At 71.8% G+C, this 15431-nt stretch carries 16 protein-coding genes and 1 pseudogene; 11 read left to right on the top strand and 6 right to left on the bottom strand.

Annotated elements, in window-relative coordinates:
• Positions 1-42: 42 nt before the first annotated feature.
• The 3 genes from AB0C04_RS30375 to AB0C04_RS30385 all read right to left on the bottom strand — a co-directional run bounded on the left by AB0C04_RS30375 (position 43) and on the right by AB0C04_RS30385 (position 1925).
• Positions 43-468: a TetR family transcriptional regulator C-terminal domain-containing protein gene (locus AB0C04_RS30375; protein WP_357061363.1), complete on the bottom strand. Its 426-nt coding sequence runs from the start codon at positions 466-468 to the stop codon at positions 43-45.
• Positions 469-532: 64 nt separating this feature from the next.
• Entirely contained in the window at positions 533-1582 is a 1050-nt protein-coding gene (locus AB0C04_RS30380; protein WP_357061366.1) for an acyl-CoA desaturase, read from the bottom strand.
• A 94-nt stretch (positions 1583-1676) separates the two neighbouring features.
• Positions 1677-1925, bottom strand: coding sequence for a hypothetical protein (locus AB0C04_RS30385; RefSeq protein ID WP_357061368.1), 249 nt, complete (start codon positions 1923-1925; stop codon positions 1677-1679).
• A 239-nt stretch (positions 1926-2164) separates the two neighbouring features.
• Here AB0C04_RS30385 and AB0C04_RS30390 point away from each other — a divergent pair, with 239 nt between their 5' ends.
• On the top strand, positions 2165-3076 hold the full coding sequence (locus tag AB0C04_RS30390; protein ID WP_357061371.1) for an NAD(P)-dependent oxidoreductase: 912 nt from the start codon (positions 2165-2167) through the stop codon (positions 3074-3076).
• Between the two features lie 105 nt (positions 3077-3181).
• Positions 3182-4558 (top strand): FAD-dependent oxidoreductase, encoded by a 1377-nt coding sequence (locus tag AB0C04_RS30395; RefSeq protein WP_357061373.1) that lies wholly within the window; start codon positions 3182-3184, stop codon positions 4556-4558.
• Positions 4559-4624: 66 nt separating this feature from the next.
• On the opposite strand, the pseudogene AB0C04_RS30400 reads toward AB0C04_RS30395, so the two are convergent.
• Positions 4625-4732 (bottom strand): annotated as a pseudogene (locus AB0C04_RS30400) (PQQ-binding-like beta-propeller repeat protein); the annotation flags it as partial.
• A gap of 164 nt (positions 4733-4896) precedes the next feature.
• Between AB0C04_RS30400 and AB0C04_RS30405 the strand changes: the two are divergent.
• The 8 genes from AB0C04_RS30405 (at position 4897) to AB0C04_RS30440 (ending at position 13039) form a co-directional block, all read left to right on the top strand.
• Positions 4897-6423, top strand: coding sequence for an alkaline phosphatase D family protein (locus AB0C04_RS30405; RefSeq protein ID WP_357061375.1), 1527 nt, complete (start codon positions 4897-4899; stop codon positions 6421-6423).
• 13 nt (positions 6424-6436) lie between these two features.
• Positions 6437-7765 carry a hypothetical protein gene (locus tag AB0C04_RS30410; protein ID WP_357061377.1) on the top strand — a complete coding sequence of 443 codons (1329 nt, stop codon included), beginning with the start codon at positions 6437-6439 and terminating at the stop codon, positions 7763-7765.
• A 92-nt stretch (positions 7766-7857) separates the two neighbouring features.
• The gene (locus tag AB0C04_RS30415) at positions 7858-8235 is read left to right on the top strand and encodes a TraR/DksA C4-type zinc finger protein (RefSeq protein ID WP_357061380.1); all 378 of its coding nucleotides are present in this window, start codon (positions 7858-7860) and stop codon (positions 8233-8235) included.
• A 245-nt stretch (positions 8236-8480) separates the two neighbouring features.
• Positions 8481-9668, top strand: coding sequence for an RNA ligase RtcB family protein (locus AB0C04_RS30420; RefSeq protein WP_357061382.1), 1188 nt, complete (start codon positions 8481-8483; stop codon positions 9666-9668).
• A complete protein-coding gene (gene prfH / locus AB0C04_RS30425) occupies positions 9665-10300 on the top strand; it encodes a peptide chain release factor H (RefSeq protein WP_357061384.1) in 636 nt (211 codons plus the stop codon). Before AB0C04_RS30420 ends, prfH begins: the two co-directional genes overlap by 4 nt.
• 236 nt (positions 10301-10536) lie before the next feature.
• Positions 10537-11316 carry a basic amino acid ABC transporter substrate-binding protein gene (locus AB0C04_RS30430; RefSeq protein ID WP_357061387.1) on the top strand — a complete coding sequence of 260 codons (780 nt, stop codon included), beginning with the start codon at positions 10537-10539 and terminating at the stop codon, positions 11314-11316.
• A gap of 83 nt (positions 11317-11399) precedes the next feature.
• Positions 11400-12194 (top strand): amino acid ABC transporter permease, encoded by a 795-nt coding sequence (locus AB0C04_RS30435; RefSeq protein WP_357061390.1) that lies wholly within the window; start codon positions 11400-11402, stop codon positions 12192-12194.
• Between the two features lie 5 nt (positions 12195-12199).
• Positions 12200-13039 carry an amino acid ABC transporter ATP-binding protein gene (locus tag AB0C04_RS30440; RefSeq protein WP_357061392.1) on the top strand — a complete coding sequence of 280 codons (840 nt, stop codon included), beginning with the start codon at positions 12200-12202 and terminating at the stop codon, positions 13037-13039.
• Positions 13040-13098: 59 nt separating this feature from the next.
• Here AB0C04_RS30440 and AB0C04_RS30445 read toward each other — a convergent pair whose 3' ends face one another.
• Complete coding sequence (locus AB0C04_RS30445; protein WP_357061395.1) at positions 13099-13932, bottom strand: aldo/keto reductase; 834 nt, start codon at positions 13930-13932, stop codon at positions 13099-13101.
• Between the two features lie 189 nt (positions 13933-14121).
• The gene (locus AB0C04_RS30450) at positions 14122-14712 is read right to left on the bottom strand and encodes a dienelactone hydrolase family protein (RefSeq protein WP_357061398.1); all 591 of its coding nucleotides are present in this window, start codon (positions 14710-14712) and stop codon (positions 14122-14124) included.
• Positions 14713-14776: 64 nt separating this feature from the next.
• Here AB0C04_RS30450 and AB0C04_RS30455 point away from each other — a divergent pair, with 64 nt between their 5' ends.
• Positions 14777-15388: a helix-turn-helix domain-containing protein gene (locus AB0C04_RS30455; RefSeq protein WP_357061401.1), complete on the top strand. Its 612-nt coding sequence runs from the start codon at positions 14777-14779 to the stop codon at positions 15386-15388.
• The last annotated feature ends 43 nt before the right edge of the window (positions 15389-15431 follow it).

The raw sequence follows: 15431 nt of genomic DNA on the forward strand, positions 1-15431 counted from the left end.
TGGTTGCAGCCAGCCTCTCGGGCGTGACGGCGCCGGCGCTGCTCAGTCCACCGAGGCCCGTACCACCGGCGGCACCTGGAGCAGGTCCAGGCTGTTTCGCCACAGCGTCTCGAGCTGGGCCGGATCGTTGAGCAGTTTCGCGAGCAGCGCGCGCCCCTCGATCTGGGCGACCATCGACCGCGCGGCCTCGCGGGTGTCGACGGACGGGCCGGCCTGGCCCAGGTCCTTCGCCTCGACGACCACCGCCTCGATGAGGTCGATCTGGGCCTCGAAGATCTCCTGGAGCCGGCTGCGGATCTCCTCGGCCTGGGTGCTGAGTTCCAGCGCGAGGTTGCCGAAGAGCAGCCGACGACCCGGCCGGCCTCCTGCTGCCGGACGCGCTGCACCTCCTCGGTGGCCTCGAAGAGGTCCCGCAGGCGCCGCAGCGGGTCGCGGTCGCTGCTGAGCAGCTCGACCCACTGTCGGCACTGGCTCACCCAGTGCTCGTCGATCACGGCGGCTGGTGCGCCCCCTGTTCCGGCGCGGTCCGCGCTCAGGGGCTCCGGGTCTCCTCCTCCCCCGCCGGCCGAGCGCCGACGGATCGCAGGTGGCTCAGCGCCTGCGACCAGGAATGCCAGAGCGTCGTCTCGTGGTAGGAGATGTCGTGCTGGGCGCAGAAGTCCCGGATCAGCGGTTGGGCGCGGCGGAGATTCGGCCGGGGCATGCTGGGAAACAGGTGGTGTTCGATCTGGTAGTTGAGACCCCCGAGCAGACCGTCCATGAACCACCCGCCGCGTACGTTGCGTGAGGTGAGGACCTGACGCCGTAGGTAGTCGAGTTCGTCGTCGGCGGCGAGGATCGGCATGCCCTTGTGGTTCGGCGCGAAGGAACTGCCCAGGTAGAGACCGAGCAGGCCCTGGTTGACGAGGACGAACGCGACCGCCTGGCCGGGGCTCAGCACCGTCACCACGGCGGTGACGTACCCGCCGAAGTGCAGGGCCAGCAGCGCCGCTTCGACCGGGCGGCGCCTGATCCGGTCCCGTCGTCCGACCATGGCCCTGAGGCTGATGGCGTGCAGATGGACGGCTTCCAGCAGCAGCAGCGGAAAGAACAGGTAGGCCTGGTGCCGGACCAGCCACGCGCCCGGCCCGCGCTGCCGGCGCGCCTGCTCGGGGCTGAAGGAGAGCGGCCGGACGGCGATGTCCGGGTCCCGGCCTTCGGTGTTCGGGTGGGCGTGGTGCCGGTTGTGCTTGCCCACCCACCAGCCGTAGCTGATGCCGGTCATGAGGTTGCCGTGCACGAGACCGACCAGGTCGTTGGCCCGTCGGGTACGGCAGATCTGCCGGTGCCCGGCGTCGTGACCGATGAACGCGGCCTGCGCGAAGATAACGGCGAGGGCCGCGGCGACGGCGATCTGCCACCACGACTCGCCGAGCCACCCGAACAGGGCCCAGGTCGCGACGTAGCCGGCGCCGAGCAGGCCGACCCGTGCCAGGTAGTAGCCGCGTCGTCGGTCGAGCAGGCCCGCTCGGCGGACCAGGCGGGACAGGTCGGCATACTCGCTGCCGCCCTGACGGCTGGTGTCGACGGTGGTATCGCTCATGGTGACGGCTCCGCCCACTTCGGCAATCTCGGCCGGTCGATGCTCGGCGGCAGGGTTGGCGTCATTGAGGTCCGGGTCGGGTGCTCGCCTGCGCTCAGCGGGTCGGCCCGGCCGACGACGCGGTCGCGCTGCTCCGGCTCGGGGCGGAGCCGGCCACCGGTGGCGCATCCACCCCGGCGCCGGCGAACCTGCCCGTCGGGAAGGTCGGCAGGTCGGTGGCCGTCCGGTCACCGTCGGCGGACCGACGAGCCGCCCGCGCGACGGCAGCCGCGGCCGCCGCCGCGGTCAGCACCATCGCCGCCGCCTGCAACAGCCGCCTTCTCCTGTTCCGTCGACGCCTCATGCCGCTCACCCCTTCGTCGCATCCAGGCCATCTCCATCGTCGGGGCTGCGGGCCGCGCGCGCCCCGCGGTTCGGCTCATTTGACCCGGTCGGGTCAGAACACGAGGTTTCCTCCACCTGTCGCCGCGGACCTGGCCGAGCCGGCGGTCGCCGAGATCAACCGGATCCGCGTGTCGCCGCCGGGCCGAGCCGCCGCACCCCAGCTTCTGCGGCGCGGCGCACCGCGGGAAGGATGTGGCCATGACCGATCCTGTTGTCGAATCCGCACTCCCCAGGCGCGTTGTCGTCACCGGGGCGACCGGCAAGCTCGGCCGCGCCGTGGTGCGGCACCTGCGCGACGTCGGCGTCGACGTGCTGGCGGTGGACCGCGCCGGCGGGCGGGACCCCCGCGACGTCGACGGCGAGTTCCTCCTCGTCGACCTCACCGACTACGGGCAGGTGGTGGAGGCGTTCACCGGCGGCGCCGACGAGCACGCCGGTCGGGTCGACGCGATCGTGCACCTGGCGGCGGTCCCGGCCCCCGGGCTGCTGCCGAACGCGACCACCTTCGCCAACAACTCCGCGGCGACGTACAACGTCTTCGCCGCGGCCAGGGCAGCCGGGATCAAGCGGGTGGTGTGGGCGTCGAGCGAGACGGTGCTCGGGCTGCCGTTCGACACCCCGCCGCCGTACGCGCCCGTCGACGAGGAGTACGCGCCTCGCCCGGAGTCGACCTACTCGCTGAACAAGGCGCTCGAGGAGGAGATGGCGCGGCACTTCTGCCGGTGGGACCCGGAGCTGGTCATGGTGGGCCTGCGCTTCTCCAACGTGATGGACGTCGAGGACTACGTACCGTTCCCCTCCTTCGACGCCGACCCCCGACTGCGCCGCTGGAACCTGTGGGGCTACATCGACGCCCGCGACGGCGCTCAGGCGGTCGAGCGGGGCCTCGCCCACGACCAGCCCGGCGCCGACGTGTTCATCATCGCCAACGCCGACACGGTCATGACCAGGTCCAGTGCCAGCCTGATGGCCGAGGTGTACCCGGGTGTCGAGATCCGCAAGGCGCTCGGCGAACACGAGACCCTGCTCAGCATCGACAAGGCCCGACGGGTGCTGGGATACCAGCCCCGGCACTCGTGGCGGGACCACGCGGGCCCGGCAAGCCGCTGACCGGCGCGCGGGTCGGGTGGCCAGGACTGGCCCGGCCCGCGCCCCGCGGCCGTGCGAGGATCGACGGACGGTCATGTCGCCATCTCGCACCGCTTGGAGAGCAGGATGTCCCCCTCCCCGGCTCGGGTCTTCGCCGCGCTGAACGCGGTACGGCCACCCGAAGAGGCAACGCCGCTCATGGACAAGGCCGTCGTCGTCGGCGGCAGCGTCGCCGGCCTGCTGGCCGCCCGGGTGCTGTCCGACCACGCGCAGAGCGTGGTCATCATCGACCGGGACGACCTGCACGTGGCCGGGGCGCGACCCGGCGTGCCACAGGGGACGCAGCTGCACGCGCTGCTGCCCGGCGGGCTTGTCCAGCTCGAGCAGTTGCTGCCGGGATTCCGCGAGCAGGCCGTGGCCCGGGGGGCGATCGAGGCTCCGCCCGCGACCAGGCGTAACTACCTCGACGGCCGGCGGAAGGTGGTCGTACCCGACGACGCCGACAGCCTGGCCGGCAGCCGACCCCTGCTGGAGGGGCTGATCCGCCAGCAGGTGCTTCGACTGCCCAACGTCAAGACCGTGACGGCCCGAGCCACCGGTCTCGTGCTCGACGGTGCGGTGACCACCGGGGTGCGCTGTGACGTCGGTGGCGTCTCCGGCGTCGAGAGCGGCGACTTCGTGGTGGACGCCATGGGGCGTTCGAGCAGGCTCTCCGAGTGGCTGGAGCAGGCCGGCTGGGAGCGACCCGTCATCCGGCGGATGACAGTCGATCTCAACTACGCGACGGCGCTGTTCCGACGCCCGGAGGCGAGCCCGGAGCTCACCATCGCGCTGGCGCTGCACAGTCCACGGATGGGGTTGGACGTGGCCGGCGCGGCGTTCTTCGCCATCGAGGACGGCCGGTGGATGGCCATGATGGCCGGTTACGGCGACAACCGTCCCGGGCGTACCGCCGAGGATTTCGTCCGCCGGCTGCGGGAGCAGTTCCCACCGGAGTTCGGCGAGGTCGCCGGGGGCGAGATGCTCGGCGACGTCCAGACCTACCGGCACGCCGACAGCCGGCGGCGGGACTTTCACGCGCTGGAGCGGTTCCCGGCCGGTCTGGTCAGCGTCGGTGACGCGGTCGCGTCGTTCAACCCGGTGTACGGGCAGGGGATGACGGCGGCGGCCCTGCACGCGGCGGGCCTGTCGATGTACCTGCGGTCGGGGCCGGACCTTGGCGTGCCCGCGCGCGATTTCTTCGCGGTGCAGAAGGTCGTGGTCGACGCCGCCTGGTCCATGTCGACCTCCGCCGACCTGGCGCTGCCGCACGTCGACGGCCCCTACCCGCGCGGGTACCGGATCACCAGTTGGTTGAGCAATCAGATCGTCACGGCGACCGTCACGGACGTGCCGATCGCCCGGCGGTTCAACCAGGTGGTCTCCATGCGCGAGCATCCCAGCTCGCTGGCCACGCCCGGCGTGGTCCTCGGCGCCCTGCGCGCCAACCGGCGCGCTCGCTGACCTGATCCGGCCGGGCGCCACCGGTTCCACGCGCGCCCCGACGGGCTGCCGCCGACCCGAGCCGACGTACACGGTGTCGCCGCTGACGGCGGGGGAGGAGCGCACCGCGTGCCCGGCGCGCCGGGTCCACTTCGCGGTGCCGGTGGCCAGGTCGATGGCGGTGACGCTGCCCAGGTCGTCCCCGGCCCGCCGGAGCCGGCCGGAACGGGCCGTGGTCGCGGCGAGCCGGGCGCGGCCGCCTCAGGACACCTGACCGCCTTGGCGCGGACAGCATGGTGTCACTTCGGATTCCGCGCCACACCGCTCGCCGTTCATCGACGATCACGAAGGTATGGCCCATGACAAGGCTGAGCCGTCGCATTTTCGTCCTCAGTGGACTAGTTGCCGCGGGCGCCGCGGTGACCCCCTGGCAAGGTGCCCGGGCCGCGGTGCCGTACCCCTTCAAACTCGGTGTGGCGTCCGGGGATCCGGCGCCCGACAGCGTCGTGCTCTGGACCCGGCTGGCGCCCTCGCCGCTGAACGCCGACGGGCAGGGTGGCATGGCCAACGCGGACGTGACCGTCGAGTGGCAGGTGTCGACCACCGACCGCTTCTCCTCGCTGGTCGCCTCCGGATCGGTGGTGGCCCGCTACGCCGACGCGCACTCGGTGCACGTGATCGCCGGCGGGCTCGCCGCCGACTCCGACTACTACTACCGGTTCCGGGCCCAGGGTCACATCTCCCCGGTCGGGCGCACGCGTACCGCCCCGGCGCCCAGCTCCTTCGGCCGCGACCTGGTGATGGCCTTCGCCTCCTGCGCCCACTACGAGACCGGCTACTACACCGCCTACCGCCGGATGGCCGAGGAGAACCCCGGGCTGATCCTGCACCTCGGCGACTACATCTACGAGGGCGGCACCAACACCTCCGCGGTCCGGCAGCACGTCGGCAGTGAGATCGTGTCGCTGGCCGACTACCGACGCCGGTACGCGCTCTACAAGTCGGACCCGGACCTGCAGGCGGCGCACGCGGCCGCGCCCTGGCTGGTGGTGCCGGACGACCACGAGGTGGAGAACAACTACGCCAACATGGTCCGCGCGGACAGCAGCCCGGCGCTGACCGCCGCGCAGTGGACCGCCCGGCGTACCGCCGCGTACCGGGCCTACTACGAGAACATGCCGCTGCGGCCGACCGCGGCGCCGAGCGGCAACAGCATCCCACTCTACCGCCGCGTGCGGTGGGGGCAGCTGGCCACCTTCCACATGCTCGACACCCGGCAGTTCCGCGACGACCAGGCGTGCGGCGACGGCTGGAAGGTCTGCACCGACGCGGACCTGGCCTCCCGGTCGCTGACCGGCGCAACGCAGGAGAGCTGGCTGCTCGACGGTCTGGCGCAGCACTACGGCACCTGGGACATCCTCGGCCAGCAGGTCTTCTTCGCCCGCCAGTTCGAGGCGAGCGGGGCAGCGAACATGGACGCCTGGGACGGCTACCGGGCCTCCCGCAGCCGCATCCAGACCGGCTGGCAGCAGCGCGGGGTGCGCAACCCGCTGGTGCTCACCGGCGACGTGCACAAGGCATGGGCGAACGAGCTCAAGGCCGACTACGCCAACCCGTCCTCCGCCACGATCGGCACCGAGCTGGTCTGCACCTCGATCACCTCCGGCGGCAACGGCAGCGGCAGCACCACCATCCCGAACGCGGCGACCAACCCGCACCTGAAGTTCCATTCGGACCGGCGCGGCTACGTGCGTACCACGATCGGCCGCAGCCAGGTCCGGGCGGACTTCCGCGCGGTCAGCACGGTGACCGAGCACGGCGCGGCCGCGTCCACGGTGCGCTCGTTCGTCATTCTCGACGGCCAGCCCGGCCTGCAGGCCGGCTAGGAGGAGACCACCGATGTCAGCATTCACCGCACTGCTCGCCGCGTCCGTGCTGGTCCCGGGCGTGATCGCGGTCGCCGCCCCGGCGCCGATCGCGGTGACCGCCGCGGCGGTCACCTGGACCACCGCCAACAGCGCCTCGGCCGGCGACCAGGACCTGCCCGCCATCGCGATGAACCGCACCGGGAAGGTCGCGGTGGTGTGGGAGGACGACCGCGACAGCACCGGCCCCGAGGACGACACCCACAGCGAGATCTTCCTGCGCCTGTTCGGCGACGGCACCCCGGCCTACGAGCTGAAGCTCTCCGGTGGCGGCACCAGCGGCGCCGCCTGGCGACACATCAGCCCGGACGTGGGGCTCGACGACCGGGGCAACGCGGTGGTGGCATGGGCCGCCGACGGCGACGGCAACGGCGTCTACAACATCCAGTACCGGGTGGTGTCGCCGGCCGGCGCGGTGCTCGGATCGGGGCAGGCCAACGCCGGCGACGCCGGCCAGCAGATCTGGCCGAGGGTGGCGGTCGATCCGGACGGCGCGCCCAACAACGCCGCCGCGGTCGGTTTCACCGTGGTCTGGGAGGACGTGCAGGGGACCGCCCCCGCCACCGTCAAGGCCGCCGGCTTCACCGCCGCCACCACCAAGGCGTACGAGGTGACGGCCTCGCAGACGACGGGTGCGCACCATCGCCCCGACGTGGCGGTGTCCGCTTCCGGTGAGGCGCTGGTGGTCTGGGACGAGGACGCCGACGCGAACGGCGCGTACAACATCGGGTTGACCCGGCTGGCGCGGTCCAACGGGGCGGTGGCGCTGTCCCGGCGGACGGCCAACGCGCAGAGCGGCGGGCAGCAGCAGCGTGCCTCGGTGGCCGCGAACTTCGCCGGTGACTTCACGGTCGCCTGGGAGTCCGACCACACCGGCACCCGCGGCGTCTGGGGGCGCTCGTTCACCGCGGCCGGCGCCCCGCGGCACGCCGAGGTCGAGGTCTCCACCGGCGCCGGGGCCACCGGCGCCGGGGCCGGCATCGACGACCAGGGCAACGTGGTGGTGGGCTGGACGGTGTCCGGCGCCAACCCGGACGTCTGGGCGCGCGGCCTCAACCCGGACGGTACGACCACCGGCCGGCTGGCCGCCCAGGCGCTGAGCCAGACCACGACGGGCCGGCAGGACCAGATGGCCGTCGCCGCCTCCCCCTGGGGCGAGGTGAGCGTCTGCTACACCGACGACAACGACGGGAACTCGTTCGACCAGGTGCTTCTCGGCCTCGGGGCGACGAACTCGACCTGGCTGATGTCGGCCGAGGAGTTGCGCCGGCTGAAGGCGCGGGGCGCGCCGACCGCGGGCTGAGCCGACCGGCCGGGGTCCGGTGCGCAGGCTCGCCGCCTGCGCACCGGGCCGCCGTGGCCGCCCCGACGGCGAACTGCGCCTACGCTGGGTCGATGGCTGACACACCGGACAGCGCCGACGAGGCCGTCGTCGGCGCCGTCGGGCGACTCCGGGCCGAACGCGCCCACACGATCGAGCAGATCGACCACCTCACCAGGGTCGTCGCCGGGATCATCGCCGCCGCGTCGTCGGAGAACACCGATGACGAGCACGACCCGGAGGGCCAGACGATCGCCTTCGAGCGCGCCCAGGCGAGCGCGCTCCTGCGGGAGGCTCGGGAGCGGCTCGCGTCGATCGACCGCGCCGTGGACCGGATCGACGACGACAGCTACGGCCGCTGCGAACGGTGCGGCGGGCCGATCGGGTCGGAGCGGCTCGAGGCGCTCCCGGCCACCCGCACCTGCATCGGCTGCGCCTCGTCCCGCCGCTGACCCCGGACGCCCACCGAGGCGCGCCGGGCGACGGTAGAGCGGCCGCCTCCCGACCCCTTCAAGAAGCTGGGCGGCATGCGGACCTCCGCCCTCTCCGCGGGCGAAAACGGCTTGCCGGCCGGGGGTGGAGTCGGGGAGGGTGCTCGCCATGACGTTCTGACGGGCAGCACCCAGCCAACCCGCGACCCGGCGCCGATCGGCGCCGCGCCGCCGTCCGCCCTCCTTTCTCCGGAAAGAGAACGTCCTTGTCTGAGCAAGACCCCCGGCGGGTTCCGCCGCCGCAGTCCACCTCGGCCTCCGTCACCGTGTTCGCCTCGGCCGCGAGCTGGATCGAATCCGACGCCCTGGCACAGTGTCAGCAGGTGGCCGCCCTCGACGGCATGATCCACGTCGCCGCGATGCCGGACCTGCACCCCGGCAAGGGCGCACCGATCGGCGCCGCCATGTCGTCGACCGTGCTGTATCCGTTCCTGGTCGGCTCCGACATCGGATGCGGCATCGCCGTGTTCCCGATCAGGCTGAAGCGCGTCGTACCCGAGCGGCTCGCCGCCCGGTTCCCCGACCTCGACCGCGCGCTGGACCCCGAGCGCGATGCCGGCGATCCGGCGTGGGCCGTGCTGGCGGGCGACGTTCCCGCCGGTCACCTGGACGGACTCGGAACGGTCGGCCGGGGTAACCACTTCGTCGAGCTGGCGCGGATCGGAACCGTCTTCGACCCCGACCACGCGGACCGGCTCGGGCTCGACGCCGGCGACCTCGTGCTCGTCGTCCACACCGGCTCCCGAGGGTTGGGCGAGCGGATTCTGCGGGCGCACACCGAGCTGCACGGCGCGGGCCCCGCCGCCGATCCCGCCGCCTACCTGGCCATGCATGACGACGCCGTCCGCTGGGGATCGCTCAACCGGCGGCTGCTGGCCGCCCGGGTCGCCCACGCGCTGGGCGCCGAACCCACCGAGCCGATCGTCGACCAGTGCCACAACCTGGTCGAGGCCGGCGACGGGGTCTACCTGCACCGCAAGGGTGCGGCGCCCGGTGACGGCCGCGACGTGCTCGTCGCCGGCACCCGCGGCACCCCCTCCTACCTGGTGGCCGCGCATGCCGGCCCGCAGGCCAACCATTCGGTGGCGCACGGCGCGGGCCGCAAGATGTCCCGCGCCGACGCGCTGCGCCGGGGCCGGGCCAAGCACACCGTCGAGGAGCTGCGCCGCACCCCGGTGGGATCGCTGGTGGTGTGCGGTGATCGCCAGCTGCTCTTCGAAGAGGCCCCGACCGCCTACAAGCGCATCGAGCAGGTGATCGCCGACCTCGTCGACCACGACCTGGCCACGCCCGTGGCCACCACGGTCCCCCTGGTCACGTACAAGACGGCGGACCTCGGGTCGGCACCCGCACGGGACCGTCGGGACCGCCGACGCGGGGGCGGCCGAGCATGAGCGTCCACCTGTTCCTGTCGGCCGGGCGCGGCCCGCAGGAGTGCGCCTGGGCGCTGGCCCAGCTGCTGCGCCGCCTGGAGGCCGACGCCACCCGGCACGATCTGCGGACCCATCGGGTCGAGACCGTCCCCGGCGACCGGCCCGGCACCTACCGATCGGTCCTGGTCCGGATCTCCGGCGACGACGCCGAAAGGTTCGCCACCTCGTGGACCGGCACCCTCTGCTGGCAGGCCGCCAGCCCCTACCGGGCGGCCACCGGCCGCAAGAACTGGTACGTCACCGCCCGGCCGTGCCAGGTCGACACCCCGCGCAGCACGTTCTCCGAGGCGGATGTCGAGGTCGTCGCCTGCCGTACCGGCGGCCCCGGCGGCCAACACCGGAACAAGGCCAGCACGGCGGTGCGGGCGACCCACCGCCCCTCCGGGCTGGTCGTCGTGGTCGACACCGAGCGGCAGTTCAGCCTCAACCGCCGCCTGGCCCTGCAGCGGCTGCGGCGGCGCATCGAGCGGGGCGACGAGGCGACGGCCCGGTCGGTCACCACCGGCCGCTGGCGTATCCACGACGAGCTGGTCCGCGGCAACCCCACCCGCGTCGAACGGCCCGGACCTGGCGTCGACGAAAGACCCGGGTGACGGCGCCCGGCGGGCGTCCCCGACGTCCCGGTTGCCCGCCGACTGCCCGGTTACTGGCTGTGACGGGTCGCACCATCGGCCCAACGCCTGGACGCGATCTAGGTAAGGCCATTCACATCAGGTACCGTCGCCTGTCACACCGTCTTTGCACGAACCTTGGCTGCCTGTCACAGGGGCCGAAACGGAGGGACCTCGCCGTGAACTTCCATAGCGCAGTCCGCAAGGCTGGCTTGATCGTGGCGATCGGCGCTCTCGCGGTGACCGCGGGATGCGCCAAGAAGGACGAGGGCGAGGTCCAGGCGAGCGGGGTCAAGCTGGTCGAGAAGGACAAGCTGACGGTCTGCACCCACCTGCCGTACGCGCCGTTCCAGTCGAAGGACGCCAGCGGCAAGGTGGTCGGGTTCGACGTCGACGTGATCGACCTGGTGGCCAAGGAACTGGGTGCCGAGCAGAAGATCATCGACACGCCGTTCGAGGGCATCAAGTCCGGCCAGGACCTGAACACCGGCAAGTGCGACGTGGCCGCGGCGGGCATGACGATCACCGAGGAACGGCAGAAGGTCATGAACTTCTCCGATCCGTACTTCGACGCCACTCAGGCTCTGCTGGTCAAGACCGGTAAGCCGTACAAGTCGCTCGACGACCTCAAGGGCAAGAAGGTCGGCGTCCAGGCCGCGACCACCGGCCGCGACTACGCCCGCAAGCAGGAGGCCGAGAAGAGCCTGCAGCTCGTCGAGTTCGAGGACCTCGCCGCCCTGCAGCAGGCTCTCGCCAACGGCCAGGTCGAGGCCGCCGTCAACGACCTGCCGGTCTGGACCGAGTACATCAAGGAGCACCAGGGCGGGTTCGAGGTCACGGCCGAATTCGACACCGGCGAGCAGTACGGGTTCTCGGTGAAGAAGGACAGCAACCCGGAGCTGCTCAAGAAGATCAACGAGGTGCTCGCGAAGGCCAAGCAGGACGGCACGTACGACAAGATCTACGAGAAGTGGATCGGCAAGCTGCCGAACGCGTGACCTGAGACTCCTGACCGGAGGGCGTGCGCTGGGCGCGCGCCCTCCGCGTCGGTAACCCGCGCACAGTCAAGGAGCGCCGAACCGTGAAGCTGCGACGCCGCCAACGAGAGCGGCTGTCCCTCTGGCTCCAGTACCTGGCCTTTGTCGTTGTCATCGTGGCGGTGATCTTCGCCGCCGACTGGGGCCGGCTCAGCGATGCGTTCTTCCGCGTCGACATCATCAAGTCGATGTTCCCGACGATCATCACGGTCGCGCTGCGCAACACGATCCTCTACACGCTGGGCGCGTTCGCCTTCGGCCTCGTGTTCGGCACCCTGCTGGCGCTGATGCGGCTCTCCCGGGTGGCTCCGTACCGGTGGGTGGCGACGGCGTACGTCGAGCTGTTCCGGGGCCTGCCCGCGCTGCTGGTGCTCTTCCTCGTCGGATACGGCATCCCCATCGCCTTCCCCGAGCGGGAGATTCCCGGCGGCGTGTTCGGTTCGATCGCGATCGGTCTCGGGTTGACCGCCGCCGCCTACATGGCCGAAACCATCCGGGCCGGCATCCAGGCGGTGCCGAAGGGGCAGATGGAGGCGGCGCGCACGCTCGGCATGTCCCACTTCACCGCGCTGCGCACGATCATCATTCCGCAGGCGTTCCGGATCGTGATCCCGCCGCTGACGAACGAGCTCATCCTGCTCACCAAGGACTCGTCGCTGGCCTACGTGCTCGGCGTGACGGCGCAGACCATCGAGGTCACCAAGTTCGGTCGGGACACGCTCAACGACCGGGTGAACGCCACCCCGTTGCTGGTGGCCGGCTTCACCTACCTGATCATCACCCTGCCCCTGTCCCAGGTGGTACGACGCCTCGAACTCCGCTACGCCAAGGCTCGGTGACCCAGATGACGACCACCCAACCCCGGCCCGCCGTCGAGATCCGCGACCTGCACAAGTCCTTCGGGCCGCTCGAGGTGCTCAAGGGCATCGACTTCGAGGTCGGCCACGGCGAGGTGGTGTGCGTCATCGGGCCGTCCGGTTCCGGCAAGTCGACGCTGCTGCGGTGCGTCAACCTGCTCGAGGAGCCGAGTGCCGGCAAGATCTGGGTGAACGGCACCGAGATGACCGATCCGGACGTCGAGATCGACGCGGTACGCCGCGGTATCGGCATGGTGTTCCAGTCGTTCAACCTCTTTCCGCACCTGACCGTGCTGGACAACCTCACCATCGCCCAGCGCCGGGTGCTCAGGCGCGGGCGCGGCGCGGCCGAGCAGGTCGCCCGGGGCAACCTGGAACGGGTCGGCCTGATCGACAAGGCCGACGCGTTTCCCGCGCAGCTCTCCGGCGGCCAGCAGCAGCGGGTGGCGATCGCCCGGTCGCTGTCGATGGATCCCAAGCTGATGCTCTTCGACGAGCCGACCTCGGCGCTCGACCCGGAACTCGTCGGTGACGTCCTGACGGTCATGCGCAAGCTGGCCGAGGACGGCATGACGATGCTGGTCGTGACCCACGAGATGGCGTTCGCCCGGGACGTCGCCGACCGGGTCGTGTTCATGGACGGCGGTGTGGTGGTCGAGCAGGGGCCGCCGCAGGACGTGCTCGGCGCACCGAAGCACGAACGGACCCGCTCGTTCCTCTCCCGGGTCCTCGACCCGACCCACGTCGCCCAGCTCGGCCAGCCCGACCAGCGCCCCGAGCCGGTGGACGGGCCGAGTCTGCCGGCCGACGACCACCGCGACCGCTGACCCCGCTCTCCCGGCCCCACGACGACGTGCGGGGCGGGGCACGGTGCCGACGGCGTCGCTCAGAACTCCTCGTACGTCGCCGGATCCTGGCCCGCGAGGCGCCCATCGGGGCGACCCAGCGCGGTGATGGCCTCGACCTCCTGGTCGGTGGGCTTGATGCCGAAGATGTCCAGGTTCTCGTCCTGCCGCTGCGGGGAGGCGGCCTTGGGCAGCGGGATCACCTGGCGGGCCACGTGCCACGCGAGGATGGCCTGCGCCGGGCTGATGCCGTGGGCGGCTGCGATCTCCACGACGGTGCGCTGCTGTTGCAGGTCGTTGCCACGGCCGAGCGGGCTCCACGCCTGCACGAGGATCCCGTGCGCCCGGTGGTGGTCGATCACCTCCTGCTGCGGGAAGTACGGGTGCACCTCGATCTGGTTGACGACCGGGGCGACACCGGTCTCGGCCACCAGCCGGTCGATGTGCTCGGGCAGGAAGTTGGAGAGACCGATGTGCTTGACGAGGCCGCGCTCACGCGCCTCGATCAGCGCGCGCCATGCCTGCACGTACAGGTCGACCCTGGGGTTCGGCCAGTGGATCAGGTAGAGGTCGATCTGGTCCAGGCCGGTGCGGAACACGCTCTCCTCGATGGTGGTCAGCGCCTCGTCGTACCGGTGGTGGCGTCCCGGCAGCTTCGAGGTGACCACCAGTTCGTCCCGTGCCTCCGCCGAGCGCGCGGCCCGACCCACCGCTCCCTCGTTCTCGTAGTTCACGGCGGAGTCGATCAAGCGATAGCCCGCCGCGATGGCCTGACCGATCGCGGCGGCACCCTCCGAGCCGGTCAGCCGGTAGGTGCCGAGCCCGATCGCCGGCAACGTCGTGCCGTCGGCGGCCGTCAGGTGGGGGATCGCCATGGTTGATCTGCCTCTCCGTCGACCGTGATCGGCCGGCCCGCGCGGCACCGGGGCCGGTTCGGCCAGGTGGGTGGTCTGCGGCTCGCCACCGGCGAGACGCGTTCTGACCCTACTCGCGCGGGCCGCGCCAGCCGGGTGGCCCGCGCCCCGGTGCCCCGGCCGAGAAGGGCACGGATGGCGGGGTGCGGCTCAGCCCACCCGGTCGAGGAAGGCCCGCGAACGCTGCACCACCAGCGCGGCCGCCGATGCGTCGTACGACGGCAGCGCGCTGTCGGTGAACAGGTGCTGGTCACCCGGGTAGACGAAGAGCTCGGCCAGGTCGGATCCGGCGATCTCGACCAGTTGGCGGGCGGCGTCGAGGTCACCCTCGAGCGCGAAGAACGGGTCCTTGTCCATGCCGTGGATCTGCACCGGGACCCCGTCGGGCCAGGGCCCGACGGCCCATTCGCCGGTGATGGGAAGGCAGGCTTCGTAGAGCAGCGCGCCGCGCGCGTCGGGTCGGGTCTGCGCGAGCCGCTGCGCCGTGCCGGCGCCGTAGGAGAAGCCGCCGTACACCAGGCTCCTGGGCAGGTCGGCCAACGCCCGGTCGGCGCGGTCGTCGAGCACCGCGGCGCCGAGGCGCTCGGTCAGCGCGAAGCCTTCTTCGAGGGTTGCCGGCCGCTCGCCGTCGAACAGGTCGGGTGTGTGCACGCGGTGTCCGTCGGCGCGCAACTGCTCGGCGAACGCACGCACCCCGTCGGTGAGCCCCAGCAGATGGTGGAAGAGGACCACGTCAGCCATCTCATACACTCCTGTGATCAAACGGCGATGATGGAATGATCCATGATTCTAGAACGGTCGAGAAATGTCGGTCAATGAGCGGATCCCGGACTACGACCTCGACGAGCTGCTCGTGGTCACCGCGCCCGAGCAACTGCGCGCCCTCGCGGACCCGCTGCGCGACACCCTGCTCGAACTGCTCCTCGAACGGGCCGCCACGGTCACCGAGATGGCACGGGCCGTCGACCGGCCCAAGAGCAGCGTCGCCTACCACGTGAACCTTCTCGTCGACGCCGGCCTGCTCAAGGTGGTGCGCACCCGGCGGGTGCGGGCGATCGAGGAGCGGTACTACGGGCGCGTCGCCCGCACCCTCTACGTCGGCGCGCTCCACCGCCCCGAGGACAAACAGGTCGTGGCCGCCATGAACGGGCTCGCGCAGGCGGCGGCCGAGGCCGCCGCGGCCCACGCGGCCGACGACCTGCGGTGCACGCTGGTGCACGCGCGTATCCCGAGGGAGGAGGTGCGCAACTTCTGGGCGGAGGTCCAGGCCCTGGCTCGCAAGTTCGCCGAGATCCCGCGCGCCGGCGACCAGGTGTACGGTTTCGCCGCCGGCCTCTACCCGACCGATGCGCCCACCCTGCCGGACGCCGAGGGCGAACCCACCGGACCGGACTCCGGCCCTGCCGCACCCGGCTGACCGTCCGGCGAGCAGACGTTCGTCGGCGGTGCCGCGCGGGTAG

The sequence above is a fragment of the Micromonospora sp. NPDC048909 genome (genome assembly GCF_040649635.1).
In the GTDB taxonomy this organism is placed as follows: Bacteria; Actinomycetota; Actinomycetes; order Mycobacteriales; family Micromonosporaceae; genus Micromonospora.

Coding starts and splice junctions, on each gene's coding strand:
- AB0C04_RS30380 (WP_357061366.1), bottom strand. CDS start 1,582: ATGAGCGATACCACCGTCGACACCAGCCGTCAGGGCGGCAGCGAGTAT.
- AB0C04_RS30385 (WP_357061368.1), bottom strand. CDS start 1,925: ATGAGGCGTCGACGGAACAGGAGAAGGCGGCTGTTGCAGGCGGCGGCG.
- AB0C04_RS30390 (WP_357061371.1), top strand. CDS start 2,165: ATGACCGATCCTGTTGTCGAATCCGCACTCCCCAGGCGCGTTGTCGTC.
- AB0C04_RS30395 (WP_357061373.1), top strand. CDS start 3,182: ATGTCCCCCTCCCCGGCTCGGGTCTTCGCCGCGCTGAACGCGGTACGG.
- AB0C04_RS30405 (WP_357061375.1), top strand. CDS start 4,897: ATGACAAGGCTGAGCCGTCGCATTTTCGTCCTCAGTGGACTAGTTGCC.
- AB0C04_RS30410 (WP_357061377.1), top strand. CDS start 6,437: ATGTCAGCATTCACCGCACTGCTCGCCGCGTCCGTGCTGGTCCCGGGC.
- AB0C04_RS30415 (WP_357061380.1), top strand. CDS start 7,858: ATGGCTGACACACCGGACAGCGCCGACGAGGCCGTCGTCGGCGCCGTC.
- prfH (WP_357061384.1), top strand. CDS start 9,665: ATGAGCGTCCACCTGTTCCTGTCGGCCGGGCGCGGCCCGCAGGAGTGC.
- AB0C04_RS30440 (WP_357061392.1), top strand. CDS start 12,200: ATGACGACCACCCAACCCCGGCCCGCCGTCGAGATCCGCGACCTGCAC.
- AB0C04_RS30445 (WP_357061395.1), bottom strand. CDS start 13,932: ATGGCGATCCCCCACCTGACGGCCGCCGACGGCACGACGTTGCCGGCG.
- AB0C04_RS30450 (WP_357061398.1), bottom strand. CDS start 14,712: ATGGCTGACGTGGTCCTCTTCCACCATCTGCTGGGGCTCACCGACGGG.
- AB0C04_RS30455 (WP_357061401.1), top strand. CDS start 14,777: ATGTCGGTCAATGAGCGGATCCCGGACTACGACCTCGACGAGCTGCTC.